This is a genomic window from Pedobacter sp. AC163, assembly GCF_979258665.1.
In genome coordinates, this window is record NZ_OZ409872.1 from 4049018 (window position 1) to 4074999 (window position 25982).

The 25982-nt window shown below is 38.5% G+C and carries 20 protein-coding genes; 15 read left to right on the forward strand and 5 right to left on the reverse strand.

The window, feature by feature from the left end; genetic code table 11:
• Nucleotide 1 precedes the first annotated feature (1 nt).
• From ACZZZK_RS17505 to ACZZZK_RS17525, 5 genes are all read left to right on the forward strand, one after another.
• The gene (locus ACZZZK_RS17505) at nt 2–673 is read left to right on the forward strand and encodes a basic secretory protein-like protein (protein ID WP_463485231.1); all 672 of its coding nucleotides are present in this window, start codon (nt 2–4) and stop codon (nt 671–673) included.
• A 199-nt stretch (nt 674–872) separates the two neighbouring features.
• Entirely contained in the window at nt 873–1544 is a 672-nt protein-coding gene (locus ACZZZK_RS17510) for a basic secretory protein-like protein (RefSeq protein ID WP_463485232.1), read from the forward strand.
• A gap of 102 nt (nt 1545–1646) precedes the next feature.
• Nucleotides 1647–3935, forward strand: a complete 2289-nt coding sequence (locus ACZZZK_RS17515; protein WP_463485233.1) for a GH92 family glycosyl hydrolase — start codon at nt 1647–1649, stop codon at nt 3933–3935.
• A gap of 424 nt (nt 3936–4359) precedes the next feature.
• The gene (rpiA, locus tag ACZZZK_RS17520; RefSeq protein ID WP_463485234.1) at nt 4360–5040 is read left to right on the forward strand and encodes a ribose-5-phosphate isomerase RpiA; all 681 of its coding nucleotides are present in this window, start codon (nt 4360–4362) and stop codon (nt 5038–5040) included.
• Nucleotides 5041–5190: 150 nt separating this feature from the next.
• Nucleotides 5191–5580 (forward strand): LiaF transmembrane domain-containing protein, encoded by a 390-nt coding sequence (locus ACZZZK_RS17525; protein ID WP_463485235.1) that lies wholly within the window; start codon nt 5191–5193, stop codon nt 5578–5580.
• A 208-nt stretch (nt 5581–5788) separates the two neighbouring features.
• Here the strand turns inward: ACZZZK_RS17525 and ACZZZK_RS17530 are convergent, their stop codons facing one another.
• Nucleotides 5789–6775 (reverse strand): GlxA family transcriptional regulator, encoded by a 987-nt coding sequence (locus ACZZZK_RS17530; RefSeq protein ID WP_463485236.1) that lies wholly within the window; start codon nt 6773–6775, stop codon nt 5789–5791.
• 235 nt (nt 6776–7010) lie between these two features.
• Here ACZZZK_RS17530 and ACZZZK_RS17535 point away from each other — a divergent pair, with 235 nt between their 5' ends.
• The 3 genes from ACZZZK_RS17535 to ACZZZK_RS17545 all read left to right on the forward strand — a co-directional run bounded on the left by ACZZZK_RS17535 (nt 7011) and on the right by ACZZZK_RS17545 (nt 10727).
• Nucleotides 7011–7427, forward strand: coding sequence for a VOC family protein (locus ACZZZK_RS17535; protein WP_463485237.1), 417 nt, complete (start codon nt 7011–7013; stop codon nt 7425–7427).
• A 421-nt stretch (nt 7428–7848) separates the two neighbouring features.
• Complete coding sequence (locus ACZZZK_RS17540) at nt 7849–9168, forward strand: alpha/beta hydrolase (RefSeq protein WP_463485238.1); 1320 nt, start codon at nt 7849–7851, stop codon at nt 9166–9168.
• Nucleotides 9169–9749: 581 nt separating this feature from the next.
• A complete protein-coding gene (locus ACZZZK_RS17545) occupies nt 9750–10727 on the forward strand; it encodes a YihY/virulence factor BrkB family protein (protein WP_463485239.1) in 978 nt (325 codons plus the stop codon).
• Between the two features lie 105 nt (nt 10728–10832).
• Here ACZZZK_RS17545 and ACZZZK_RS17550 read toward each other — a convergent pair whose 3' ends face one another.
• Together ACZZZK_RS17550 and ACZZZK_RS17555 are read right to left on the reverse strand one after the other, a co-directional pair.
• On the reverse strand, nt 10833–11255 hold the full coding sequence (locus tag ACZZZK_RS17550; RefSeq protein ID WP_463485240.1) for a secondary thiamine-phosphate synthase enzyme YjbQ: 423 nt from the start codon (nt 11253–11255) through the stop codon (nt 10833–10835).
• Nucleotides 11256–11263: 8 nt separating this feature from the next.
• Complete coding sequence (locus ACZZZK_RS17555; RefSeq protein WP_463485241.1) at nt 11264–12568, reverse strand: peptidoglycan DD-metalloendopeptidase family protein; 1305 nt, start codon at nt 12566–12568, stop codon at nt 11264–11266.
• Between the two features lie 303 nt (nt 12569–12871).
• Between ACZZZK_RS17555 and ACZZZK_RS17560 the strand changes: the two genes are divergently transcribed.
• From ACZZZK_RS17560 to ACZZZK_RS17570, 3 genes are all read left to right on the forward strand, one after another.
• Complete coding sequence (locus tag ACZZZK_RS17560) at nt 12872–16138, forward strand: SusC/RagA family TonB-linked outer membrane protein (RefSeq protein WP_463485242.1); 3267 nt, start codon at nt 12872–12874, stop codon at nt 16136–16138.
• Nucleotides 16139–16169: 31 nt separating this feature from the next.
• Nucleotides 16170–17693, forward strand: coding sequence for a RagB/SusD family nutrient uptake outer membrane protein (locus ACZZZK_RS17565; protein WP_463485243.1), 1524 nt, complete (start codon nt 16170–16172; stop codon nt 17691–17693).
• 106 nt (nt 17694–17799) lie between these two features.
• On the forward strand, nt 17800–18705 hold the full coding sequence (locus tag ACZZZK_RS17570) for a glycerophosphodiester phosphodiesterase family protein (RefSeq protein WP_463485244.1): 906 nt from the start codon (nt 17800–17802) through the stop codon (nt 18703–18705).
• Between the two features lie 243 nt (nt 18706–18948).
• On the opposite strand, the gene ACZZZK_RS17575 is transcribed toward ACZZZK_RS17570, so the two are convergent.
• Entirely contained in the window at nt 18949–19389 is a 441-nt protein-coding gene (locus ACZZZK_RS17575) for a hypothetical protein (RefSeq protein WP_463485245.1), read from the reverse strand.
• Between the two features lie 334 nt (nt 19390–19723).
• Here ACZZZK_RS17575 and ACZZZK_RS17580 point away from each other — a divergent pair, with 334 nt between their 5' ends.
• From ACZZZK_RS17580 to ACZZZK_RS17595, 4 genes are read left to right on the forward strand one after another with little or no spacing between them, the layout of a single operon-like run.
• A complete protein-coding gene (locus ACZZZK_RS17580; RefSeq protein ID WP_463485246.1) occupies nt 19724–21826 on the forward strand; it encodes a WG repeat-containing protein in 2103 nt (700 codons plus the stop codon).
• Between the two features lie 22 nt (nt 21827–21848).
• A complete protein-coding gene (locus tag ACZZZK_RS17585; protein WP_463485247.1) occupies nt 21849–22694 on the forward strand; it encodes an XAC2610-related protein in 846 nt (281 codons plus the stop codon).
• A 17-nt stretch (nt 22695–22711) separates the two neighbouring features.
• Nucleotides 22712–24181 carry a hypothetical protein gene (locus tag ACZZZK_RS17590; protein WP_463485248.1) on the forward strand — a complete coding sequence of 490 codons (1470 nt, stop codon included), beginning with the start codon at nt 22712–22714 and terminating at the stop codon, nt 24179–24181.
• A 16-nt stretch (nt 24182–24197) separates the two neighbouring features.
• Nucleotides 24198–25256, forward strand: coding sequence for a hypothetical protein (locus ACZZZK_RS17595; protein ID WP_463485249.1), 1059 nt, complete (start codon nt 24198–24200; stop codon nt 25254–25256).
• A 182-nt stretch (nt 25257–25438) separates the two neighbouring features.
• Here the strand turns inward: ACZZZK_RS17595 and ACZZZK_RS17600 are convergent, their stop codons facing one another.
• Complete coding sequence (locus ACZZZK_RS17600) at nt 25439–25957, reverse strand: hypothetical protein (protein WP_463485250.1); 519 nt, start codon at nt 25955–25957, stop codon at nt 25439–25441.
• Nucleotides 25958–25982: the final 25 nt, after the last annotated feature.

Sequence of the window (25982 nt, forward strand, 5' to 3'; positions counted from 1 at the left end):
TATGAAAAAATCTATCTTAATACTCTCTTTCATTGTTTTTCTACTAAACTCAAAAACATTTGCACAAGGTGATCAACGGATCAAACGTGGGGAATATACCCTTGAATTTTTAGATAACTCCACATTTATAACAGAGGAACTGACGCAAAAACTAGCCAATACTTTCTTCGAGGTGTACCCTAAAATGGTTAAGGCTTTTAATCCTGATGCCACCAAAACGGTTATCCTTTCTATTGATACCAATTATAAAAAAGTGGCTATTTCAGGCAAGGGCAAAATATTGATTGGTGCCAACTGGCTATCGCAGCATCAGGAAGATACCGATCTGGTTACCCATGAGCTGATGCATATTGTGCAAGATTTTAAAGCGATGGGTCCGGAGTGGCTTTTAGAAGGCCTGGCAGATTGTGGCCGTTTTCAGTATGGACTTAATAATGTTGCAGCAGATTGGAGTTTACCCCCAGTTGATCCTCGCCAACATTACAGAATGGGCTATAGGGTAACTGCCCGATTCTTACTATGGGTGGATAAATACCAGAAGCCAAATACCATTGCTCAGCTTAATACACAACTTAAAAATAATATCTACACATCCGAATCGTGGAAGCAAATTACTGGGAAGAATGTTGACGAATTATGGGCCTTATATCTTACAAATAAGGACATAGATTAGTTTTATCTCGAAATGAATTTGTAAGAGCCAACGGATTTAATACTCGATGGCTCTTTTATCGTTTGAGGTTTTTTTTAGCCTTTAAATCCTCCCAATCGAAAATGTTATAAAAATAAATAGCAGTTTACTAAAACGTTTTACATATTATTTTTATTTTGCAGGATAATAATGCTAACCACAACAAAAACTTAGATATCCAATGAAAAAAACATCAGTCCTGATATTATTATTTACCATAATAAGCGCCTCGTTATTTCATTTAAAAGCACAAGAAATCATTAAGCGTAAAGGCTATACTTTAACGTTTGAAAGTAACTTTGCTGCACTCGATCCACAACTAAAAAAACGCATGATCGAAACTTTTTTTGAGGTCTATCCTAAATTAGCAAAGGAATATAATCCTAAAACGTTGAAAACTGTTAAGTTCTTCGTTGATACTGCATACAAAGGTGTTGCCGCAACGGCCAATGGCGTGGTAACTTACAGTTCTATTTGGATGGTAAAACACCCGGAAGATATTGATGTAGTTACTCACGAAGTGATGCATATTGTTCAGGATTATGGTAGCAGTGTAGGGCCAGGGTGGTTAACCGAAGGCATTGCAGATTATGCCCGATATAAATTTGGTGTAGACAATGCTGGTGCTAACTGGACACTGCCTGCTTTAAAACCAGAGCACACCTACAAAAACAGCTATAGAATTACAGCTCGCTTTTTTGCCTGGATAGAGAAAAATGTAAAAGCTGGAACCATCAAGGCTGTCGATGCATCATTAAGAGATCATAGCTATAAAGCTGACATTTGGACTAAATTAACAGGTAAAGATTTAGATACGCTTTGGTCAGATTACATCAAAAACCCAGAAATTTAAACCCATATCAACATACAAATCAATGATGATTATTGCATCAGCAAATGTACGGTCAGCGACTGTTAACAATAATCTCAATATTATCTCAAACACACCAAATAAATGAAAAAGTTATTTATCGCTCTGTTAAGCTTTGCAGCTACTGCTGGTTTTGCGCAAACAGTTGGCAAAATTACCGATCCGGTAGATTGGATCAATCCTTTAATGGGAACACAATCTAAACCTAGTTTATCAAACGGAAACACTTATCCTGCCATCGGTTTACCATGGGGAATGAATATGTGGACGCCACAAACCGGCAAAATGGGCGATGGCTGGGCCTATACTTATGATGCTGACAAAATCCGTGGATTTAAACAAACGCACCAGCCTTCGCCATGGATGAACGACTACGCGGCTTTTACCATTATGCCTGTTACTGGTAAATTACGGTTCAATGAAGACGACCGTGCGAGCTGGTTTAGCCATAAAGCAGAAGTTTCCAAGCCCTATTATTATAGTGTTTATCTGGCTGATGCAGATGTAACTACTGAAATTACCCCTACGGAAAGAGCTGCTCAATTCAGATTTACCTTTCCTAAAACGGACAGTTCTTACGTAGTTGTAGATGCCTTAAACAAAGGATCGTACATTAAAATTATTCCTGCTGAACGCAAGATTATTGGCTACACAACTAAATATGCCCGTGGTCCGCTACCGAAAAACTTTAAAAATTACTTTGTAGTTTATTTCAATAAAGATTTCAAACTGGCAAAAACCTGGAGTGGGAAAAATCTTAAAGATAATGAGCTCGAGTTGGAAAGCGACCATAGCGGTGCCATCATTGGTTTCAGTACTAAAAAGGGTGAGCAGGTTACTGCTAAAGTAGCTTCATCATTTATCAGTTTTGAGCAAGCTGATTTGAACCTAAAAAGAGAATTGGCGAACGATGGCTTCGATGCTACAAAAGCTAAAGGCAGAGCAATCTGGAACAAAACGTTAAACAAAATTGCGGTTGAAGGTGGTTCAATTGATCAAATGCGTACTTTTTATTCTTGCTTATACCGTACATTATTCTTCCCGAATAAATTATATGAGGTTGATGCGAGTAACAAAGTTGTACACTGGAGCCCTTATAATGGAAAAACACTTCCTGGTTATATGTTCGCTGGAACTGGCTTCTGGGATACATTCAGGGCATTATATCCTTTCTTAAACTTGGTTTATCCATCCATTAACAAAGAGATGCAGGAAGGATTAATTAATGATTATAAAGAAGGTGGTTGGTTGCCAGAATGGAGCAGCCCAGGTTATGCAAACATTATGGTGGGTAACAACTCGGCTTCGGTAGTTTCTGATGCTTACATTAAAGGCTTGCGTGGCTACGATATTCAAACTTTATGGGATGCACTAAAACATGGTGCCAATAATGAAGGTCCGGTGGAAGCCGTTGGTCGTGATGGTGTGAAGTACTACAACGAATTAGGTTACGTGCCATTTGATGTAAAGAAAAACGAAAATGCAGCTAAAACTTTGGAGTATGCTTATGATGATTTTACAATTTATCAGTTGGGTAGGGCTTTAGGTAAACCAGCTTCAGAGATTGATATCTACAAAAAAAGAGCAATGAACTACAAAAATCTTTTTGATCCGGCTTCGGGATTAATGAGAGGCAAAAATCAGGATGGAACTTTCCAAAGTCCGTTTAGCCCTTTTAAATGGGGTGGTGCATTTACAGAAGGAAATAGCTGGCACTATACCTGGTCGGTTTTCCAGGATGTTGACGGATTAGCGAAGCTGATGGGTGGTCACGATAAATTTGTAACCAAACTGGATTCAGTTTTCTCTATGCCTCCAGTGTTTGATGAAAGTGCTTATGGGGGTGTGATTCACGAAATTCGTGAGATGCAGATTGCAAACATGGGTCAGTATGCACATGGAAACCAACCGATTCAACACATGATTTATTTGTACAACTATGGTGGTGCGCCTTATAAAACACAATATTGGGTTCGCGAAACGATGAATAGAATGTACAAAGCTACGCCAGATGGTTATTGCGGAGATGAAGATAACGGACAGACTTCTGCCTGGTATGTTTTCTCAGCCATGGGATTTTATCCGGTAACGCCTGCGGTTGATCAATATGTGTTGGGTGCGCCATTATTTAAAAAGGTAACGCTAACACTAGAGAACGGTAAACAAGTGGTTATAAATGCTGCTGCAAACAGCGATAGCAACCGTTATGTACAGTCGCTGCAAATGAATGGTAAGCCATATTCTAAAAATTGGATCAGCCACAGTGGATTGCAAAAGGGAGCAGTATTAAACTTTAGCATGGGAGCAACTCCAAATAAAGTTAGAGGTTCAAAACCTGCTGATTTCCCTTACTCTATGTCTACGGAGAAATAAAAAAATCGGACTGAAGCTTGCTACCTACAGTCCGATTTTTAACCCAAAAATAAGATCTAAAAGAAATGGGGATTCCACATTATCGCAGAATCCCCATCATCTAAATTAACGCTCTCAATTATATAAACGTTAGAAAAAGGAATTATTGCTTAACAGCAATAATTTTTTTGTTTTAGCCTGCGCACGTTTCTAACGAGTGCATCGATAACAGCGATTTAAACGCTTTAAACAATCGTAAAACACGATTAACTATTCCACGCTCCTTAGAATCGAGCGTGAGCATCCCCAAAATTCTTGCATGCGCTCGTTTCTAACGAGCGAATTAATAGCAAAGCGATTTAATCGCTTAAAATAATAGTAATAGCATAAAAATAATCTGCAAATCTGTGGCTACAAAAACGCATAATTCTCTATTTTTACTTCCATGGAAACCACTCAACAAGATGCTGAAAAATTAGCTGCAGCTAAAGCCGCAATAAAATTTGTAAAAGAAGGAGATTTAGTTGGTTTAGGTACGGGCTCTACGGCAACATTTGCTATAAAAGAACTCGGTAAAATGGTACAAAATGGCTTTAAAATTCAAGCTGCTGCAAGTTCTATTCATACCGAAGAATTAGCTAAATCTTTTGGTATCGAAATTCTACCACTTGGAGATTTATCATCTATTGATATTAGTATCGACGGTGCTGATGAATTTACCGAATCGCTCGATTTGATTAAAGGTGGAGGAGGAGCCTTGTTCCGCGAAAAAATTATGGCATCCTTAAGCAAGAAATCAATCATTGTTACCGATGCTTCAAAAAAAGTGACTTTACTTGGTGCTTTTGCCGTTCCAATCGAGGTGATTCCGCTGGCTTACCGATACGTTTTTAATCAAATAGAAAAACTAGGGGGTAAAGGAAATAAAAGAAGTAAAAATGGTCAGCCTTTCATCACCGACAATGGTAATTTTATTATCGATGCAAATTTCGGGCTCATCAATAATCCAGCTCAATTAAGCCATGAACTTAATCAAATTGATGGTTTGCTCGCTCACGGGCTTTTCATTGACCTTACTTCTACTGTGATCATGAGTAAAGGTGATGAAATCATCATTTTCGAATAATTTTACCGAGAAAATAACCTCCTTCAAAAAAATAAAAATATTTTAACCGACGGTTTTATTTCACTTACCGACGTTTTAAACTTATTCAAAGGAAAGCCATTTCCCAACTTCTGTTTCTGTGATACATTTGAATCATAAAACAAAACGGTTATGGAAACTTTCTTCAAAAACAATCAAGCAGATAAACAATTAGGGTTGGGCATTTTAATTGTCGCTATCGGATCAGTATTCTTATTAAGAAATTCAGGATTAGATATTCCTCATTGGATTTTGAGTTGGCATACCATTATGTTGGGCGCTGGCTTATGGCTCGGTTACCGCAAAAATTATCAAGGCAGTAGCTGGTTGGCATTAACTGTTATCGGCGCAATATTTACGTTAAAGCATATTGTTGTTTTCGATTTTGAAATCTCCAGAATTACAGCGGCTTTAGCCTTTATTGGAGTAGGTTTATACTTAATATTAAAACCAAAAAGGTTGAAAAGTGTTAATGATTATACTCAAAAGAAAACAGCTGATTTTTCTGATGTGAACAATTAAAATTCTTACCTCCATCATATATCAAAAAGGGACATTTTATAAAATTGTCCCTTTTTTCATGCCCTATAATTTCTAAAAAACTAGTGCAAAAAGAAACGGGGATCCCACCATTAAGGCAGTGTCCCCGTCATCTAAATTAACGCTCTCACATACATAAACGCTGAGAATTGAAATTATTGTATGGTGGTATCTTTTTTTTGAAAAAAAGTTAAGCTTGCAACACCGGAACTTCCTTATGATACTTATTTCTATACTCAATCGGGGTTAAACCTGTAATCTTCTTGAAAACATCTCTGAAAGATTTATTATCGGTATAGCCCACATCAAACATCACCTCAGTGATGTTTTTTCGGTTCGATTCAAAGCTCCGTTTGGCGGCTTCTATTTTAACCCGTTGAATATATTCGATTACTGTATTTTTCGTGGCACTTTTAAAACGGCGCTCAAAACTTCTTCTTCCCAAAGCCAGAAGATCGGCTAATTGGTCTACCGTAATTTTTTCCTGGTAATTGCCATCAATAAATTCCTGGGCTTTTTTTATCTTTTCATCTTCATGGCCTTTTTGGCCTTGAAACATCATAAAAGCCAGCTGACTCTCTCTATCAATATCTATCGCAAAATATTTAGCTGCTAAAATCGCGGTATCCCTGTCCGTATATTTCTCTACCAGGTACAAAAGTAAGTTCCAGTACGAATTGGCGCCTCCGCTGGAGTAGATTCCCTGCGATTCGGTAATAATACTTCCATCAACCAAATCTACATTCGGAAACATGGATCTAAACTGGCTGGAAAATAACCAATGGGTAGAACATTTTTTACCGTCTAACAAACCTGTAGATGCCAATAAAAATGCACCCATGCAAAGTGATGCCACCTCCGAACCCCGGGCGTGGTGTTTTACAATCCATGGAAAAAGGATTTCATTTGATTCAATTGCATTATTCACGTTTCCGCTTATGGCAGGTATAAAAATCAAGTCAGTTTGATCTATATCTTCTAAAAGCTTATCTGGGTGGACCGAAAATAGATTATTGTTTAATCTTACTTCTTTTGATGCGGCGACAAGCTCCACTTTAAAAAGAGGTTGTTTTCCAGATGCCTGTAAAAATTCATTCACTGCAGTAAATAAATATCTAGGATCCGCGATGGCCTCAATGACAGCAGTTTCCGGAACTAAAATCGATACGTGTTTCATTCAATTTTCTTGTATTTGGTTATCTACTTGGTTTTCATCGGTTTCGACTAAACAAATATAACAATGGGCTTTGTCGTAAACAAACCCAATATTTGTCGTTTCTTCTTCTTCTGATCTTACACCAAGCAGTTATTTTTGTTTAAGCTAAAAGTATGGTGCCTGAGTATGGAAGAGAACAATATCAACAGAGTCGCGATTTGCGCTGCATGGTTGGAGATTAAAAGGAGGAATTAAATTGGCTAACATCAACTCATATTTAACTTTTAACGGAAATTGTAGAGAGGCCATGCGCTTTTACCACGATTGCCTTGGTGGCGAATTAATACTCCAAAGCATCGGCGAATCGCCAATGGCAGGCAATATGCCTCGAATTATGGCAGATAAAATTTTGCATGCTATGCTTACCTCCAACGAGATCGTAATTATGGGAACCGATTTGGTGGTTGATGCTGGTTTGGTTAAGGGCAATGCGGTTTCACTGATGTTAAATTGCGATTCGGAAGAAGAAACAATAGCCATTTATGAAAAACTTTCAAAAGGAGGGACACCAGTAAATCCATTACAGAAAACTTTTTGGGGCGCCTTGTTTGGCGATTTGGTAGATCGATTTGGCAATACCTGGTTAATTAATTTCGATAAAAAGTATATTTAAAAACGTTTGATTCCCATTTTTGTGAAGCGCAAAACTTGTTCTAGTCATTTCCTTTCTTCCTGTGCTTTGCTTGTACGCTTCGCTTCGGTGGTTTCCCCACCTTGCTGCAGGGTACCGCTTCGCCCAGGGCTAAGTGGCCAAAATTGTACTGTTTTTTAACGTGGGGCGTTAAACGGCAATACTCTAGCCAGGTGCATTTGGTGCTGAACAGATCCTACAGCCCGATTTTTTTACAAATGAGTCACCTATAAATTTCAAAAAAAACAAAGCGTGTTTTAGGATTGTATTTGACGGCTAACTTTATGGTAGAGAGGTGAAATGTTAAAAAACGTTAAAAGCTATTCTCCCTTCATTAATCCCTTTTTAAAAGGCAAATATTCTTAACTTTGATACTTGTGAATTCCAAACCGACACAAGATTTATGATGAAGAGAAGTATTTTATTTGTTATTGCATTGCTATTTACCACCACAGCATTTTCTCAGAATGTAATACAATTGTTTAACAGTGCAAACGATTTTTTTAAGGTGCTACAGGAAGAAAAATTTGCTGATGCGCATGCTTTTTTTGATGATACCTTAAAAACGAAACTCAGTGAAGATAATTTAAAGAAACTCTGGTTTGATATTGGTACCAAATATGGTAAGGCAGAAAGTTTCGATGCCATTCAAAGTAAAGCACAAGGTCAGTTTTTCGCAGTAACTGTTGAAGGAAAATTTGCAAACGGCGCACAAAACTTTATCCTTGGGTTTAATAAAGCACAAAAAATTGTTGGTATTTTTCTTGCGCCAGCTAAAAGTAATGTGGCTTATGCTAAACCGGTTTATGCCGATACCAACTTATATAGCGAGAAACAGGTGTATGTAGGTGTTGCCGGCAAGCAGTTAGCGGCAATAGTAACCACGCCTAAGAATGTAAAAAACTTTCCGATGGTGGTTTTTGTGCATGGTTCGGGCCCCAGCGATATGGACGAAACTATAGGTGCCAATAAGCCTTTTAAAGATTTAGCAGGCGGTTTGGCCTCCAAAGGGATTGGTTCTGTTCGTTATGTAAAAAGAACTCTAGTATATCCTAATGAATTTTCGAAACCTTACACTGTAAAAGAAGAGGTTTTGGACGATGCAGCAGCAGCAATTGCAGCTGCTAAAGCCATTGTGGGTGCAAACCCTAAAAGCATTTATGTTTTTGGCCACAGTTTAGGTGGCATGTTGGCACCAAAACTTGCAGCAACCTCTCCAGATGTGGCTGGAATTATATTGGCCGCTGCCCCTGCCAGAAAGTTGAGTGATATTATTGCAGAACAAAACAAATATATGTTCGATTTGTCGAAGGATACGACTGCAGAAAACAAAAAATATCTGGATGATGCCATCGTACAAATCAATAAAAGCAGAATCACACAGTTGGGTACAACCATTAAACCAGATTCATCTATATTAGGTTTGCCTGCTAAATATTGGGTCGATTTAAACACCTACAATCAGGTGAATACCGCTAAAAGTTTAACTAAAAAGATCTACGTGCTGCAAGGTGGAAATGATTTCCAGGTAAGCAAAACTGATTTCGATTTATGGAATTCGGCGTTATCGAAGAAAAAGAATGTCACACTAAAATATTATCCGGATTTGAATCACTTGTTAAGTCCGCAAACAGAAAAAGGTAGTATGGGCCAATATCAAACACCAGTAAATGTATCCGAAGGTTTGGTAAATGACCTGGCCGTTTGGATAAAGGTGAAATAGATAAAAATACTCGTTACCAAGAGGTTGTCTCATAAATCAGTTTATCTTTGAATTTTGTCACGTTGAGCTTGTCGAAACGCCCAAAGGCGTATTTCGCAAGTCCTTCGACAGGCTACCATTGACGTTATCCCGTTTTGTGTCATTCTGAACGCAGTGAAGAATCTGCAAGCTATACAAACCTTCCGTTAAAATGCCACAAACAACGAACATGAAAATGCGGAGACTGTGCTAATCGGTTAGAGATCCTTCGTGCCTCAGGATGACAAACCGCCTCAAAACGTCATTTATATTGATTTTTAAGAAATAAATTAACCCTCAGGATGACATTCCTATTTATGATACAGCCTCTTTTATTTTTACTTAGAATTTCAGCACAATCTTATCTGCTATATTCAAAACCGCTTGAATCATCATTTGTAAATCGGTTAGAAAGAATGTTTTGAATGTTAGTTTGAGCATCTCCATGGCAGAAGTATAAGTGGCCGGATATCTCATTCCTCTTTTGATAAATCGATAAAATACAAACAATTCAAAATATATGCGGTTTAGAGTTTAGATCATTCATCTTACTCTACGTATTTATGGCAAAGCAAAAGGTAACATTAAAAGGAATTTGGGGCGTATTAAAAGCATCATTTACTGGCTTTGGCGATCATAAAGTAACCAAACTAAGTGGCTCTCTTGCGTATTATACCGTATTCTCTATGGCTCCGCTATTGGTTGTGATCATTTCGCTATGCGGCATCTTTTTAGGTAGAGAAATTGCAGAAGGTAAGGTTTACGAACAATTGGTTGGTTTTCTAGGTCGCGAATCAGCTACCTCACTACAAGAACTAATTAAAAATGCCTATTTGGATGACAAAGGTACTATTGCCCTAATCATTGGTATTGTGACCTTGCTTATTGGTTCTACCACTATCTTCGGCGATATACAAGATTCAATTAATACCATTTGGGGCTTAAAAGCCAAGCCAAAACATGGTTGGGTGAAAATGCTACAAAATAGGTTTTTATCTTTTTCAGTTATTATCAGTTTGGGCTTTGTACTATTGGTTTCCTTAGCGATATCATCAGTTTTAGATGGATTTAGCGACAGGCTCCAAGCCCGTTTTGCCGATGTTTCTTTTTACGTATTTTATGTGATTAACCTGGTGGTTACCTTGAGCGTAATTACTTTAATTTTTGCAGTTATATTTAAGGTTTTGCCAGATGCCATTATCAAATGGAGAGATGTGTTGGCCGGAGCGGTTGTAACGGCTGTGCTTTTTATGATTGGCAAGTTTGCCATATCGGTTTATATTGGTCAAAGCGATGTTGGGGGTACATATGGTGCAGCAGGCTCATTAATTATTGTGCTTTTATGGACTTATTATTCTTCCATCATTTTATATTTCGGAGCAGAATTTACTAAAGCTTATGCCATTGCCTACGGATCGGAAATTTACCCGGCACACTATGCTGTTACCACAAAAGAAGTGGAGGTGGAGTCAACCAGAAAATCGATTCAGGATAATCATCCCGAGATAGTAGAGCAGGTAAAAAAAGAAGAAGACAAATAGATTCTATCAATTCCTCATTTCACAATTGAGTAATATGGTTTAGGATTTTGTAAATGAGATTGCCACAGCCAAATGAAGAATTGGCTTCGCAATGATGAGCCTGTTCTATTCGCCCCAGGATGTTACCACTAATCTTCTCTGGCCGCCTCTATTTCGGTGTTCACAAAGATAAACACCTTGCCAGGTACCCAACGCCAATCTTCCATTACGGATAGGAATTGTAACCGAACTTCCCAAAAGTGCCGATTTTAAATGCGCTGGCATATCATCCGATCCTTCGTAATCATGTTCATAATCCGGATCGTTCTCTTTAACTGTTTTATTAAAAAACATTTCAAAATCCATCCGAACCGTTGGATCTGCATTTTCATTTATCGTTAGCGAAGCGGAAGTATGCTGAATAAATACCTGACAAATGCCCACCTTTAGTTCCAAAATTTCGGGAAGAGCATCCTCTATTTCGTCAGTAATGATATGGAAACCACGTCTTCTCTCTCGAAGCGCAAAGGCTTGCTGAAATATTTTCATGCCCAAAATTACTTAACTATCCAGCCAATTTGCGAATTTTCATCGCTGATTAATTGATAGCTGTTGAAATTACCCAAAACATTTACCGTGGCTCCAGTTTTTAAATTCAGCTTCACTGCTGCAAGGCTGTCTGGCTGATCGAACACTTTTTGCTGGCTCATATTTATTCTTATCTTTTTTAATGGTTTGGTAGTTTGAATAAGTGATTTACTGTCGATAAAACCAGTCGTCCCATTCGGCAGTTCCGCCTTATACAAATTTTCTGTTGCGGAGTTAATGTTAATAATTGTACCCGAATTTAGCGTTGCGATAGTGCCACTTTTTTGGGTGGAGCTATAGAAAGTACTTTTTGATGATGTTCTCAAAGTTTTGTTCAGGTTTGAAATGGCGGCAGAAATGTTAGCTGGGGTTTTGGTCACCGGATCGATAAACGGTAAGGGATTTATTGCACCACCGAAAGTGTAAATGCCAAAATGAAGGTGAGGAGCGGTAGTTTTTGCATTCCCTGTATTCCCCATTAAACCTAAGGTATCTCCTAGTTTTATTTCCTGGCCTTCCACTGCAATTTGCTTGTCCAAATGCGCATAATAGAGGGTGTAATCTTTTCCTTTTGGGCGCAACCATACCACTCTTCCACCTAAATTATTCTCATTTACCCGGGTGATGGTTCCATCGGCGCTCGCTAAAACCGGACTTCTCGCCGGTCCGAAAATATCAACACCTTCATGTTTACGGGCATTGTTATCTCGTCCATCGCCCCAAAAACTGCCAATACTTTTGCTTTTTGATGTGGTCGGAAAAGCCAGCGATGGGCCAGTAGTAATGGTTATCGTGTATTCCACACTTTGTAATAGTTCGGGCTGCAATCTGATCAAATAATTTCCGGTATCCTCAATTTCATGCTGGATGGGACTGTTAAGGGTATCAGCCGAAGCGATTCTTTTTGGGTTGTTGATATCGGCGAGGTACCACAGATCCAAATAAAGCGCTGATGCTGCAGGTTTTTTCTCCAAACTGATGGTGAGTTTTTGTCCTTTTGTGGCTGAAAACTGATAAGCGGCTGCTGGAATTTTTCCGGCGTCAAAATAACCCGTTTCCTTGTAAGGAATTTTGATAGTCAGTGCTTTCTGCATACTGGCCGATGAGGCATTAATCCAGGCTAATCCCATGGCGGTTTTATCCAGGCCTGCGGTTTCTAATTTGCGCTTATATTGTTCATGCGGACTAGCCGCTTTAAATAAATTTACAGTGCCTGATTTACAAGAAACGAGCGAGATATAGACGAAGAAAATAAATATAAAACGTAGCTGCATACCGGATGATTTACTTAAGGAAACAAAATTTCGCACTACAAGTTTTCATCATCTTACTCCCGTTCAGCAGCTTAATTTTATCGATTGAAAATTATTTAACACAGGCTTAACAATGCCCGGCTGTTGTTATTGTAGAGTTAATATGTTCCATACATAGTGTTAAAAGTACACGCCTAGTTTTGCGTCCGTAAAAGGCGCTCCGAATAGCTTTTGCCAAAATAATTAGCCTATGTAAATTAAAGCTTACAACCCTTCAAAACATCAACAAATATTAAATTCTAAAAACAAACTAATACAAAAAAGATGATATCATTTTTTTCAGCAGCGGGTATTAAACATACCTGTAGGAAAATGCTTGTGCCCATTGGTTTATTGGCTCTTTGCAATTCCACAGCCTTTGCCGTTATTTCTGGCGAAAATTCTTCAATCGTTAAATTAAACATTCGCCTGGCTGCTATTAGCGGAACAGTTACTGACGAAAAAGGCCAGCCACTTCCAGGCGTTAGCATTTATGACAAACAAACTAAAAGAACAACTTCAACCGATGGCGATGGAAGATTTACGATAGATGTGGCGAATGGTGCGACCTTGGTTTTCTCATTTATAGGGTACGAAACGCAGGAAATTTTAGTGTCAGGAGGTAAAACGATTAATGTTAAACTAAAAGAAAGTAACCATACTTTAAATGAGGTAGTGGCAATCGGTTATCAAAAGATTAGAAAATCGGATGTAACAGGAGCCATTAGCAGTGTAAAGGCAAGCGAAATGAATCTAAGTGCGCCAACTGTTGGTCAAGCTTTAGTAGGTAAGGTTGCTGGTGTGCAGGTATCGCAAACCAGTGGTGCACCATACGCTGGAACTAAAATTCGGGTTAGGGGTGTAGGCTCAATCAATGCAAGTTCAAATCCGTTATATGTAATAGACGGTTATCCTTCTGGAAATAATGTATTCATCAATCCTGAAGATATTGAAACCATTGATATTTTGAAAGATGCGGCTTCTGCTGCTATTTACGGTTCTCGGGCTTCTGGTGGTGTGGTGATGATTACTACCAAAAGAGGTAAGGATGGTAAAGGCCGTTTCCAATATGATGTGCAAGCTGGGGTAACTCAATTGCATAAAAAGGTGAAGCTATTGGATGCATCACAGTTTATTCAACTGATGATTGATGGCCGAAACAATGCTTATAAAGATTTAGTAGTAAATGCTGGCAAACCTTGGAATGATTCGATGTTTTCTGACAATAATACCGCCAGAACTTCGAATGTCGGTAATGGATCATCGGTAAGTATACCCGAAGATATTTATGATTTTGCTAGTCAAACGGCAAAGGCACCTGCATTTAATACCGACTGGCAGGATGAATTGTATCGAAACGCATTTTTCCAGCGCCATAACCTGGCCTTTTCTGGCGGAAACAAAGACATTAAATACTTTGTAAGTGGTGGATACCAGGATCAAGATGGTATTGTAACCAATACCGCTATGCGGGCTTTAAATTTCCGCTCGAATATTGAAGGGCAGGTCAGTAAGAAATTAAAAGTAGGCGCCAATATCTCGCTTACGCAAACCAATAATAAAGAGGTTGGAGAAGGTCGCTTCAGTCCGATGATGTCGGCATTGCTTTACTTGCCATACCTGCCTGCAAGAGATGCAAACGGTAACCCGATAAAATACGGCATGTCTGCTTTGGCCAATCAATTTGGTTATCAAGGTTTAGAAAATCCGGTAGCAACGGTTAATGAAACGAAAGTAAATCGTCTTGGAAACAGAAACACTTATAATGCTTATGCTAACTTCGAAATTTTAACTGGTTTAAACTTCAAAGCCAATTTAGGTACGAACAACTACAGTGAAAAGTATGATTATTATCGCCCCACCAGCTTAAGTAACGGCGGCGGAAATGCACCCGGTTCTCCATCATCAATTGCGGCTGCAAATGCAGTAGCACAAAACTTAACGCAGGTAGATAAGCTGGCCGAATTTACATTGGATTACAACAAAACTTTTGGCAAACATAATCTGGATATTTTGGGTGGATATTCTGCTCAACATACCACAAGTGATTTAGTAAGGGTAACCGCAACGGGTTTTACAAGCGATAAAATCGGTGAAATATCTGATAAAGGTGCCGCGAATACAGATTTTGTGCTGAATTCGGCAAATAAATACGCCACCACCTTATTGTCGTATTTTGGTCGTGCCAGCTACAATTTCGATAGCAAATACTATTTGAGTGGTACTTTCCGTATGGACGGTTCATCAAGGTTTGGTCCGAACAATAAATGGGGTGCTTTTGCATCAGCAGCGGCAGGCTGGAATCTATCTCAGGAAAGCTGGTATAACGACTTCCTAGGTAACGGTTCTACCGTTAAATTAAGAGCAAGTTGGGGTTTAAGCGGTAACAACAATATTGGAGATAACAACCATACGCAAACCATGAGCAGCCCAGGTGGTGTTGTATTTGGAAATGCGATTGCAACTGCAGTTTGGGCTGGCGGTATTAAAGATCAGAACTTAGGTTGGGAGTCTACATCACAATACAATTTCGGTACGGATTTAAGTTTCTTCAATGGTCGCCTTTCATTTATTGCCAACTACTATTACAGTTTATCTTACAATTTATTATTCAACCAGCCTATTTCTGCAATTTCTGGCTCATCAAGCATCTTAACTAATTTAAGAGATAGTAAAGTCAGAAATAAAGGTTTCGATTTCCAATTGGACGGTCGTGTTGTCAGCACTGATAATTTCAACTTAGGTTTAAGCGGAAACATCTCTTTTAACAGCAACAAAGTACTTAATTTGGGTGGAAACAGTACCATTTTTAGTGTGGGTGCAGAGCGACAGTACATTACGCATATTACACAAGAAGGTCAATCGATTGGTATGTTTTATGGTTACCAGGTTGCCGGTAGGGTAACACCAGAATTATTAGGTAAAGTTGCACCATCTTCTGCACAATCTAATCCTTACAAGGTAGGCGATTTATATTTTGAAGACACCAATGGCGATGGCGTGGTTAACGATGCTGATAAGAAAGTAATTGGTAACCCTTACCCGGATTTTACCTACGGTTTCGCAGTAAATGCAAATTATAAATCATTTGATATCAGGGCTTCTTTCAATGGATCGCAAGGTAACGATGTGTTGGATGGTCAGGATTATTACCTGTATAACTTTGAAGGATCAGGCAATCAGTACGCAGAAGTTGCAGATCGTTACCGCAATGCAGCAAATCCCGGGAGCGGTTTAAATTACCGTGCTTCCCGTGCAGGTACGCAAAGTAACAGTACGCGTTTGTCCTCATTTTATGTACAGGATGGATCGTATTTAAGGTGTACAAACATCACATTAGGTTATAATTTCCCGAAAATGGTTGCCAAAACCCTTCATGTAGAAAATATAAGAGTTTTTGGAAGTGTTGATAATGCATTTACCATTACCGATTACAAAGGTTACAATCCTGAAGTAGATTATAATGCTGGTGCAAACTTAACCCCTGGCGTAGATTACGGTAATTATCCATTGGCCAGAGCCTATAACCTAGGTATTAAATTAACTTTTTAATCTAGTCCTGAAATCATTAAAATAGATCAAAATGAAAAAAAGTATATTCTTAATTTTTGTAGGCTTGATTTCTTTATCAGCCTGTAAAAAAGATTTCCTTGAACAAACCGATCCCAATGCGGTAACGGTTGAACAGTTCTTCACTTCGCCAAATGATGTTTTGCTTGCAGTAAATGGCGTTTATCAATCATTAAGAAGCAGCAACAACATTGGAGAAAGCAGCAATTTATATACCGAGCAACGTTCAGATAATACCGGTATAAACGATAATCAATCGAATGCAGGAGAGCCTTTCCAATTTGGAGATTTTAGTATTCTACCCAGTAACACTTATTTAAAAAACCATTGGGTAAGTCTCTATTCCACAATTACCAGATGTAATGTAATTACTTCGAATATTGATAAAGTGCCATTTACTGATGCCAATTTGAAAGCCCAATACTTGGCGGAGACGAAATTTGTTAGGGCATTAATCTACTTTCATTTGGTAAGAAAATGGGGCGATGTGCCATTGGTAACCAAACAACTAACGAGTAACAATGAAGTGGTTGAAAATACTTTCAGACAACCACAAGCAACGGTTTATGCACAAATTGTAACTGATTTGAAAGATGCATTAAATAGTAATCTTCCAAATTTGGCTACGGGTGCTCTAGCAGGCAGAGCTTCTAAAGCTGCTATAAATGGATTGCTAGGTCAGGTTTATTTAACGATGGCCACTACGTTAGAAAATGGCAAAGCAGAGAATTTAACCAATGCAAATACATACTTATTAGCAGCGTACAACCTGAAGACTTTCAACACGCTTGCAGGTATTTCTTATGCAGATGTGTTTGATGTAACGAAGAAAACAAATAATCCAGAGGTGATATTCGAAATAGTAAACCTTCAGGGAAACATCACTTACGCTTCAAGCATCGCCGCAAATAACCAAGCTTTCGGCGAAACCATTAATTCGAGAAGAGCACCAACGGGAGTTGGAGGCAACGTAACGCCTGATTTAGTTTTAGATTATGAAACCGGCGATCCACGTAAAGATTTTTCTATTAAATATGCTGCTGATACCAGGGTGCTGGATTGGTTTATTACCAAATACCGCGACGCAAGTGAAGCGGCAACGGTTAACGGCTACGGCGGAAATAATTTCCCTTTAATGCGTTTTGCAGATGTTATTTTAATGTTGGCTGAAGTGAATATGTTGCAAGGCAATGATGCGGTTGCGATACAATATTTGGATATGGTTAGGGCAAGAGCTGGTGTGCCTTTGTACGCTGCGGCCCGTAACAACACGGCTTATAGCTCCAAATATCCAACACTAAAACTGGCAATTTTACATGAGCGTAGGGTAGAGTTGGCTTTTGAAAACCAAAGGTGGTTTGATTTGCTGCGTAACTTTACCACTGCTGAACTGGTTACTTATTTCAGAGCAAAATCTCAAGCTAACTTTGGCAATGCCAAGTTGAGTAATTTCACCACAAAAGATAGATATTTCCCTATTCCTTTTGATGAGTTCAAGTTAGATCCTGCAAAAATGTACCAAAACCCAGGATATTAATTATTTTTATTAGCAAACATTAGCGCCTGTATCATCATTTAAGGTTTTCATCCTGAGCTTTTCGAAGGATTAAAATGGTGATACAGGCGCTTTTTATCAAAATTAAATGATGAAAATCAGATTTTATTTTCTTGTGTTTTTCGCGGGTGCGATAAATCTAACTTCTGCTATTGCGCAAAATCCTGCCCAAAAACTGGAGCAGGTTTTTAATCGTACCCATAAAGAAATTCTGGTGGTAGCGCATCGTGGCGACTGGAGAAATGCGCCTGAAAACTCGCTGCATGCTTTGTTAAATAGCATTGATAAAGGTTTCGATATGATGGAGCTTGATGTAAAAATGACCAAAGATAGCCAGATGGTGGTGATGCATGATAATACAATCGATCGTACCACCAATGGAAAAGGTAAAGTGAGTGATTTTACATTAGAAGAAATTAGAAAATTTAAGCTGAGAAATGGATTAGGCAGAGTAACCGCAAACCCAATTCCTACCTTTAAAGAGTTGATGATGGTAGCGAAAGATAAAATTCTGATTAATGTGGATAAGGGCAACGATCACTTGCCAGAGGTATTTAAGGTTTTGCAGGAAACCGGAACCCTAAAGCAAGCAGTTGTAAATGTTGGCGACAATATTCCTTATGAAAAACTGATTTCAACAGAGAAAATCCCTGCTGAAGCTTACATTATGGTGGTGGTTAATATGACCAATCCTGACGCTTTAAAAATTATAGAAGGTTATGCAGGTTCAAGGAAAAGTGTTATCCAACCGATTTTTAATACAGATACCTTATCTAATCTCAAACAACTTCCGCAGATTGCTAAAAATCAAATCGTTTGGCTTAATAGCTTGTGGCCATCACTCAATGGCGGTCACGATGATGATCGGGCAGTGGAGCAAAATCAAAAACCCGATAGCTGGGGTTGGTTACTAGATTTTAACCCTGTGTTTATTCAAAGCGATCGCCCGGCAGATTTAATCAAATATCTAAAGGAACGAAAACTGCATCAATAGGAATTTATAGATGCGTTAAAATGCAATCATGATGCCCTACGATTGGGATAGGCATGCAATGGGCAAGCGATGGAGGATGATGAGGTTAACACTTAATAACCTAAAGTTTTCCATTTCTAGTGTTTAGGTTAGCTATTTGGGTAAGCAAAGGGTTAAAAAGGGGTTAACGATAGGTATAGAAAGGGTTAGCAACGGGTTAACAACGTGTAATGTTGTCTCGAACGAAGAGTAGCCGTTCTACGGTTATTTCTTTTTAAACTGATCCAATACCGCTGCGGTTACCAAGCCACCGATTAAATACCATGCTACAGTGAGCAACTTGGTTTTATCTGTTTTGGTTACAGGTTCATCATCTAAACCCATTTCTTTCGGGAGTTTAATGGCGCCCAGGCCAGCAGTTAAACCAGCAAGCGCTCCTTTTAAATAAACATTTTTACTTCCAGCCATACCAATTGCACTATAATAGATGGTATTGCTAACAATGTCGCCGGCTAAAGTAGCGGCATACAGATCTTTGCCTGTTGGTGCTTCGAGGTTGAGGCTGTTCATGGAGCGGGTTAATGCTTCTTCTCCAACCAAATCCACTCTTGGTGCATCGGCATCAAGCCTGCGAACCGTTTCGTGTAATATATTTAAGGCGGCTGCGCCAGCGAAGCCAGCCAAAATTGCTTTTAGAATTTTCATCTTTTATAAATTTAATGAGTGATGAAACGCTGCTATTACAAGCAGGTATCAGATTTATTCATCCCACTATATGGGTCGAAAAATCATGATGGTTTCATATTTATAAAAGCAGAGAATCGGCAGAATTGTTTTGAAAGGATTGATAGATTGATATACAGCTAGATTTATGTCATTCACCTGCAAATTACTATACAAATAATAGCCAAAACCCACCAGATATCATCCCAACCCCTACGAATTCTAATCGCTTTTTTTTCACTTCTTAAAGATTGATAAATTCGTAGAGATGCATGCTCCAAAATCTATCTTGCATCGTCTTATTTAATCCTGTATCATGAAAATCAACAAATACCTGCTCGTTTTAAGTGTTGTATTCTTTAGTTCCTGTATGGCGCAATCGAAAAAAGATTTGCTGGCAAAAATAGATGATGATATTAATAATTTGAAAGGCATTATCAAGCTAAGCGATACCAGGATTATGATTACCGCTGGTACTACTGAGAAATTCTCAGCAGAGAAAGCCAGTAATTTCCAGTCAACACGGACAGAAGCCGTTAGTGATAGCGCACTCTATCGTTTTTTCAAAAATTTAGAAGTGAGTACTAGCTTGCAGTATCCCTACAATATGATTTCATTAGATAAAGATGAATATGATTTGCTGACTTTAATGGGTGAGGAGAGTAGCTATTTCATGCATAATGCAGATATGGAACCCGTTTTTACCCCTCAAAAATTTGTTTTTATGGATGGAACTGAAACGAATAAGGGTTATTTGACGCTCGACAGTATCGGTAAAAAACATACTAAAATAGAGAAAGATAAGGGCGAAGAATATGAGTTTATTGATGAAGGAGGAATGAATGCCCTGGAGAAATACATTTACAAGGCCAGTAGCTTCAACGATAATATTGCGTTGATGTCATCAAAACCGATCCGGAGTATTCAATACAAAATAAGCCTTCCAGTGGCCAGCAAAACACTCTACAAAGTTTCACTGAACAGTCCTGAAGTGAAAACGCCTTATGGAATCATCCGGTTAGATACCATTGTTGGCAATCAGGTACATTGTAGTTTACCTGATGTAGAGAACGATCGGGATATCAAAATACAAGCCTATTATAAAGATGGAAGGGTTTTAGCGGAAAAAGGAAGCAGCAGCAATACCGAAATTACGCCGGCAAAAAGAAAGCTTTACGAAAATTATATTAAGATACTAGAGAAAGCAAAAGATGGGGTTAAAGCCGACGAGATTAAAACTGAAAAGGACCTCGATAAATGGCTTAAAGCACAGGCACCGGCAGCTTTATCAGATGCTGAAAAAGGAAGTAGAAAAACGGCAATCTATACCTTTGCAGGTCCGGTAAGTAGCGTTGGCTTCTCCGTGAGCGATAGTGTGCCTCAAATGAAAAATTTCGATGTTGACTATACCTTTAAATATGACGAAGCGCCAGGGGAATATTTTCTTGCAATGGATTTTGCTAAACAAAAGGCTGGTTTTTTAAATAAAGAAGGCAAGTGGGTAATTCAGCCACAGTTTAACGAGCATTTCCGTAAGTTAAACCGCTATTATTACTGGGATCAATATGGAGATGTTGACAACACTTACTGGATAAATTATAAAACACAAACGGTTGAAAAGGTCGCTTATAAAATAGATGATACGGAGATTTTTGATGGTAGGTATGTGAAGATAGAACCCAGAACAAATGGGCTAAACGGAGTAGCTGACATTAATACCGGAAAAATTGTTCTTCCGATGGAGTACGATAATTTAAAATTTACAAGCTCGAAATTTTGGTGGGGAAAGACAGAGGATGGAAAGGAGGGTGTGTTGGACAGGAATTTCAAAATAGTACTGCCTTTTAGGTATGACGATGTTGAGATAGATGGAACTTCTTTCCTGGCCAAGAGCAATAACAAAATCAATGTTTTTGATCTAAACGGAACGAATTTAACGCAGAACAAGTACGACGATATTTACGGTGGTTATAACAGCGGTTTACTACTTGTGCGAAAAGCCAAAAAAGAGCCAAACGGCAATACCGATAGTAAATATTATTTTGTAGATAAACAGAACAATATCCGCATTAATTTAGAGGCCAAAGGCTGGGAGGATGCAAAACCCTTTAGCGAAGGCCTTGCTTTGGTCGAAAATAGCAATAATGAAAAAGGATATATCAACCCAGCCGGGCAGCTGGCTATTCCTTTTAAATTTCAATATGCACATAGCTTCTTCACCACTTCAAAACTCGCTCTGGTACAAATGAAAGATAATTCATATGCGCTTATTAATAAAAAGGGTAGTGTAGTAAAACGCTTTGATAGCGAATTATACGATTTAGACAGGGAAAGCGCTGACAAAAAAACGCGAATCAAATTTAAAGATAGAACCAGCTACAATGAGTATGGTGAACAGGTAGAATATACTTCCTTTTAAAAGCGTTTAAAAATCAGAATTCATGCTCAACAAATGTTCTACAATATTAATCTGTTTAATCGTTTTTGCTTTTTGTAAAAGCAATGCTCAGCCTTACATCCTGCAATCTGTGGGTTTAGCAAAGCCATTTCAATTAAATCTATACTTCGGCGATCAAGGTAAAGGAGCTTTTGTTAAATATGTGGGCCAAACAGGAAATATCGCCCTGCGAATCAAAAGCTATAAAAGAGACACCAGCGGCAGGAGTGATGGGCAGCCAGATGATGAAACCTTTATCTGGGATGAAATGATTGATGGTAAAGTGAATGGAACTTACACGCTGATGCATAATATAAACGCTGTAGAAAAGGCTTCGTATTGGAGAAAGAAAGATGCCAAGAAGTTTAATCTCGTTCAGTTGGAAGGGAAGGGGACACTGGAGAACGACCGATATCTTTTGCATGGTGCGCTAATCAGTTTTAATCATTTTGATCATCATAAATTAAGCATCCAATATGCTGATGGTAAGTTGTTCAATACACTCCTTCCGGCGTTGGATTCGCCTAATCCAGTCCGTAGAAGCTACATTGCCGATTATAACTTTGATGGATATGACGATATCGCTTTCTCGATCCCTGATGCGGGAATGGGCGTATACCAGGAGTTTAGCATTTTTCTATACAACCAAAATTCTAAGCGTTTCGAAAAATTATTGGAACCCGACAACTCCAACGCCAAATGCAATTGCCTTTGCGATGTGACTTTAGATCCAAAAAAGAAATTGTTGTTTACGGCTTGTCGCGGAGGAGCTAGGTGGTGGCAGGATGTATATCGTTTCGCACCGAATAATAAGCTTGTGTGGGTTCGCTCAAAAGATCTAAGTAAATAAACCTAAAGATAGAAGCTATGCTCAATAAATATTTAAGAAGAATGCTGTTTATGATGACTGCTTTATTAGTAGTAGGAACAGCTGCTGCTCAAAAGAAAACAGTAAAGAAAAAAGCTGTAAAAACGGTTAGGAAATATTTTGGACCGCCGCCACCCATTGTTAAAGACGTTGTTGAAGTACCTCCACCTCCGCCTTCACTTTCTGACAGTAAACAACCAGGATATGCTGCACCTCCGATGATTATGGTTTCTCCGCAAGAAGCTAAATTTGAAAAAGAAAAGATTTGTACCGACTGTGATACCTTGGTGTTGGAAGCAGGAAAACCTCAGATTGTTATTTATGATGTGAAATGGATGGCAGATCGCGAAAGCAGAACTTATCGCAGTCAGCCAAAGGCCGCCGATTTAAGTACGGATTATTATAGCATGCGTGGTTTGGTTAAAAGGGAATGGGATGAATTGCATCAAAATTTTCCCGAAAGCGAAGTCAATTACCACCATGTTTACCGAAATACTTTTATCAAAGTAGCCAACAATAGTAAGCAAGATTTGAATCTTCTTGACAGGCAGTTGCGCCATGAAGGTTTTATTTATTGGAGCGGAAAGCCTGAAGCCGAAATTTTGAAGGGCAACCAAATGGTTAAGTTAACAGAGCAAATTGGGAAAGCTGCGAACGTAAATAAAACATCATCTTATTATGCCAGCTTTAAAAAAGACAGCTTAACGGTTGAAAAACTGATGCAAACTACCGGTGCGGCCAAAGATGTTGAGCCCAATATCAATGCCTTTTTGCAACAGGAAATATTAGGAGAGTACATTATACCTTTTCAGTTTATCAATCTAAAAAATGTGAGCAGCATTTCCTTGTTGCCTAACGGAAAGGAAAAACTTACTTTTAAGTTTAACGAGATGGGACAGTTGACAGAATATATTGATGAAGGTGATGAGCATCTAATCATAAAATACAGTAGTAATTTGCCTCAAACTATTTCCCGAGATGGAAAGATTAAAACCCGCTTATTTTATCAGGAGGATGTGATCATTACGAAGGATGATTACAGGTTGGAGACTTTCAAGATGGTTGGCAGGTTGTTTCTTGAATCTGATAGATACTCGATCGAAAAGGCAGATTACGAAGAAATGAAAATTAATAGTGGTCAAACCTATAAAATTAAAGCGAGAAACGGCCAGACTTGTTTGGATTATAGCGATGCAGAGCGAAATTCTAGTGTTTGTTACAGCAACAACCAATTTACTTTACCACTAGCCGTGACCGAAAGCTATGGTGGAGATTCTCAAACGAAGACCTTTACCATGAACAACGAAGGAGTATTGGTGGTTGAAAATATAAACAAATATAAATCATCTAAAATGGTTTATCAACTCGAAAACGGGATCATTAAAGCTTTCCAAAGTGTTCAAAAACGAGGCGATGATAGTTATTCCACACCAAATGAAATTAAGGTTGTTTATACGTTTTTTAAATAATTTTCAGTTTTAATAAATGAAAAAGATGTGGCTGGGGATTGGTATTACACTGCCAATTGGTTTGGCGGTATCGCTATATTATTATAACAACAGGCTAATTATCGACCGCAACGACACTCTTCTAGAAGGACAATATGCTTCATTTCAAGAGATCAACGAACATTATCGCTCTGCTGTTTTTGACGTAAAACTGATGGCCCGGGTAGTGGTATCGAGCGCCGCTTCACCCAACCCTATTCGGATTTTCGAATCGGTAAATGATCAGCTAATTGTTGATTGTGACGCCAAGGTTGATGAAGATACCAAACATGATAATCGATATTATAAAATAGATAAGGCCGGCAAAGTTTTAGATTCTATTTATGTTGCTTATAGTAGACATTGGGGCAACTTTATAGGGGAATTTATTGTGTACACCAGCGATAAAGGTGGCTATTATAATTCCTGGCCATTAGATGGCGATACTACCAGACATGAAGTGATTGAATGGAATAAAGATAATAGCTGGACGAACGAAAGAATATCAGCTAAAATGAAAGCGATAAAGGCAACTGGAAAGTATCATTTTTCTAATTCACTCGTAAATCAGGATGTATGGTATCTTCAGACGTATTTTTATGAGGATAAACAGTGGCAGTTGTTGTGGCAACAACTGCCGGGATATTTTAATGTGCCAGATGAAGAGAGCCCATTTAGGTATCGAAAAGAGGTTTTCAGGAGTGGAGAGGTCGATTTCCAGATCCCTAAAGATGTAAAGCTTTTATACTTTTACCAAGAGGAGAAGATGAAATATTATCATGTTATTGGTGGTGGCGATGGCGGTTTTAGCGTATATAATTGGCGAGGGAAAGGTTTTTTTGAAACTGAAATTGCCGGGAAAAAATTTGAATTTATGGTTCCAAAGCTGGTTGTAGAAAAAGAACGGCACAATGGCTTTAAACCAAGTTTGTTTACTGTTGAGGAAGCTGGTTCTGCCACTGATCTTTTTAATCCGGCATTTTATCATTCGCCAAATGGATTTTCCTTTTACTCGCCAAGTGCCAAATTATTGTATCTGGTTAAAGTAAGGCAATAGCATGAGAAATATGCCTGAAAAAATTTATTATTTATCTAGTGTTAGGGCTACTTTAATTGGGCTAATTTTAATGCTAATGGGTTTTGGTGTGTCGTTTATTGGTTTCGATGTTAACCAATCTTTCTGGCTAAATTTTCAAAGTATGGTAGTCGATTTTAGAGGTGTGGCGAACTTCTTTACAATCAATAACTGCGTTGATAAACGATCATATCGTAGGTGGTGTTTAACAGTCTCTTTTGTGTAACCGATTTCCTGAACGTATTGCTTTTCGTAATCTCATTAACCAATTCAGGCATCAACTGGTGATTGTTAAATGGCTGGATATGGAATAGCACGTCGTTCGATTTCCCGTAAAGCGAAAGTGTATTTAAACTTTGTGCATTAAGTGCAACTGCATAAATTTCATTGTAATGAATAAGTAAATCTGGCTGATTTTTCTTTACGATGGTCAGCATAGTCGTACTGGTGTGAATGCTTACTTTTGGATAAATCAACCTGATCAGAAAGAAAATGGGTAGAATGAGCACTATACCTACCAAAAATCCCAACACCTTACTGCTGCCAAAATTATTTACAGCATCTGCAAGGGCTCCAAAACCTCCGAAAACCACAGATGAAATTATAACTATTAGGGCAATGTATGCCAATGCAAAGCCAACGCCCTTGCCTTGATTTACTTCCAGGTAATTATAGGTTTTCATATTTTTTCTGATTTAAATTTAAATG

What these genes read in the sequence shown, in the direction of transcription:
- ACZZZK_RS17505 (WP_463485231.1), top strand. Translation starts at nt 2, where the DNA reads ATGAAAAAATCTATCTTAATACTCTCTTTCATTGTTTTTCTACTAAAC.
- ACZZZK_RS17510 (WP_463485232.1), top strand. Translation starts at nt 873, where the DNA reads ATGAAAAAAACATCAGTCCTGATATTATTATTTACCATAATAAGCGCC.
- ACZZZK_RS17515 (WP_463485233.1), top strand. Translation starts at nt 1,647, where the DNA reads ATGAAAAAGTTATTTATCGCTCTGTTAAGCTTTGCAGCTACTGCTGGT.
- rpiA (WP_463485234.1), top strand. Translation starts at nt 4,360, where the DNA reads ATGGAAACCACTCAACAAGATGCTGAAAAATTAGCTGCAGCTAAAGCC.
- ACZZZK_RS17525 (WP_463485235.1), top strand. Translation starts at nt 5,191, where the DNA reads ATGGAAACTTTCTTCAAAAACAATCAAGCAGATAAACAATTAGGGTTG.
- ACZZZK_RS17530 (WP_463485236.1), bottom strand. Translation starts at nt 6,775, where the DNA reads ATGAAACACGTATCGATTTTAGTTCCGGAAACTGCTGTCATTGAGGCC.
- ACZZZK_RS17540 (WP_463485238.1), top strand. Translation starts at nt 7,849, where the DNA reads ATGATGAAGAGAAGTATTTTATTTGTTATTGCATTGCTATTTACCACC.
- ACZZZK_RS17545 (WP_463485239.1), top strand. Translation starts at nt 9,750, where the DNA reads ATGGCAAAGCAAAAGGTAACATTAAAAGGAATTTGGGGCGTATTAAAA.
- ACZZZK_RS17550 (WP_463485240.1), bottom strand. Translation starts at nt 11,255, where the DNA reads ATGAAAATATTTCAGCAAGCCTTTGCGCTTCGAGAGAGAAGACGTGGT.
- ACZZZK_RS17555 (WP_463485241.1), bottom strand. Translation starts at nt 12,568, where the DNA reads ATGCAGCTACGTTTTATATTTATTTTCTTCGTCTATATCTCGCTCGTT.
- ACZZZK_RS17560 (WP_463485242.1), top strand. Translation starts at nt 12,872, where the DNA reads ATGATATCATTTTTTTCAGCAGCGGGTATTAAACATACCTGTAGGAAA.
- ACZZZK_RS17565 (WP_463485243.1), top strand. Translation starts at nt 16,170, where the DNA reads ATGAAAAAAAGTATATTCTTAATTTTTGTAGGCTTGATTTCTTTATCA.
- ACZZZK_RS17570 (WP_463485244.1), top strand. Translation starts at nt 17,800, where the DNA reads ATGATGAAAATCAGATTTTATTTTCTTGTGTTTTTCGCGGGTGCGATA.
- ACZZZK_RS17575 (WP_463485245.1), bottom strand. Translation starts at nt 19,389, where the DNA reads ATGAAAATTCTAAAAGCAATTTTGGCTGGCTTCGCTGGCGCAGCCGCC.
- ACZZZK_RS17580 (WP_463485246.1), top strand. Translation starts at nt 19,724, where the DNA reads ATGAAAATCAACAAATACCTGCTCGTTTTAAGTGTTGTATTCTTTAGT.
- ACZZZK_RS17585 (WP_463485247.1), top strand. Translation starts at nt 21,849, where the DNA reads ATGCTCAACAAATGTTCTACAATATTAATCTGTTTAATCGTTTTTGCT.
- ACZZZK_RS17590 (WP_463485248.1), top strand. Translation starts at nt 22,712, where the DNA reads ATGCTCAATAAATATTTAAGAAGAATGCTGTTTATGATGACTGCTTTA.
- ACZZZK_RS17595 (WP_463485249.1), top strand. Translation starts at nt 24,198, where the DNA reads ATGAAAAAGATGTGGCTGGGGATTGGTATTACACTGCCAATTGGTTTG.
- ACZZZK_RS17600 (WP_463485250.1), bottom strand. Translation starts at nt 25,957, where the DNA reads ATGAAAACCTATAATTACCTGGAAGTAAATCAAGGCAAGGGCGTTGGC.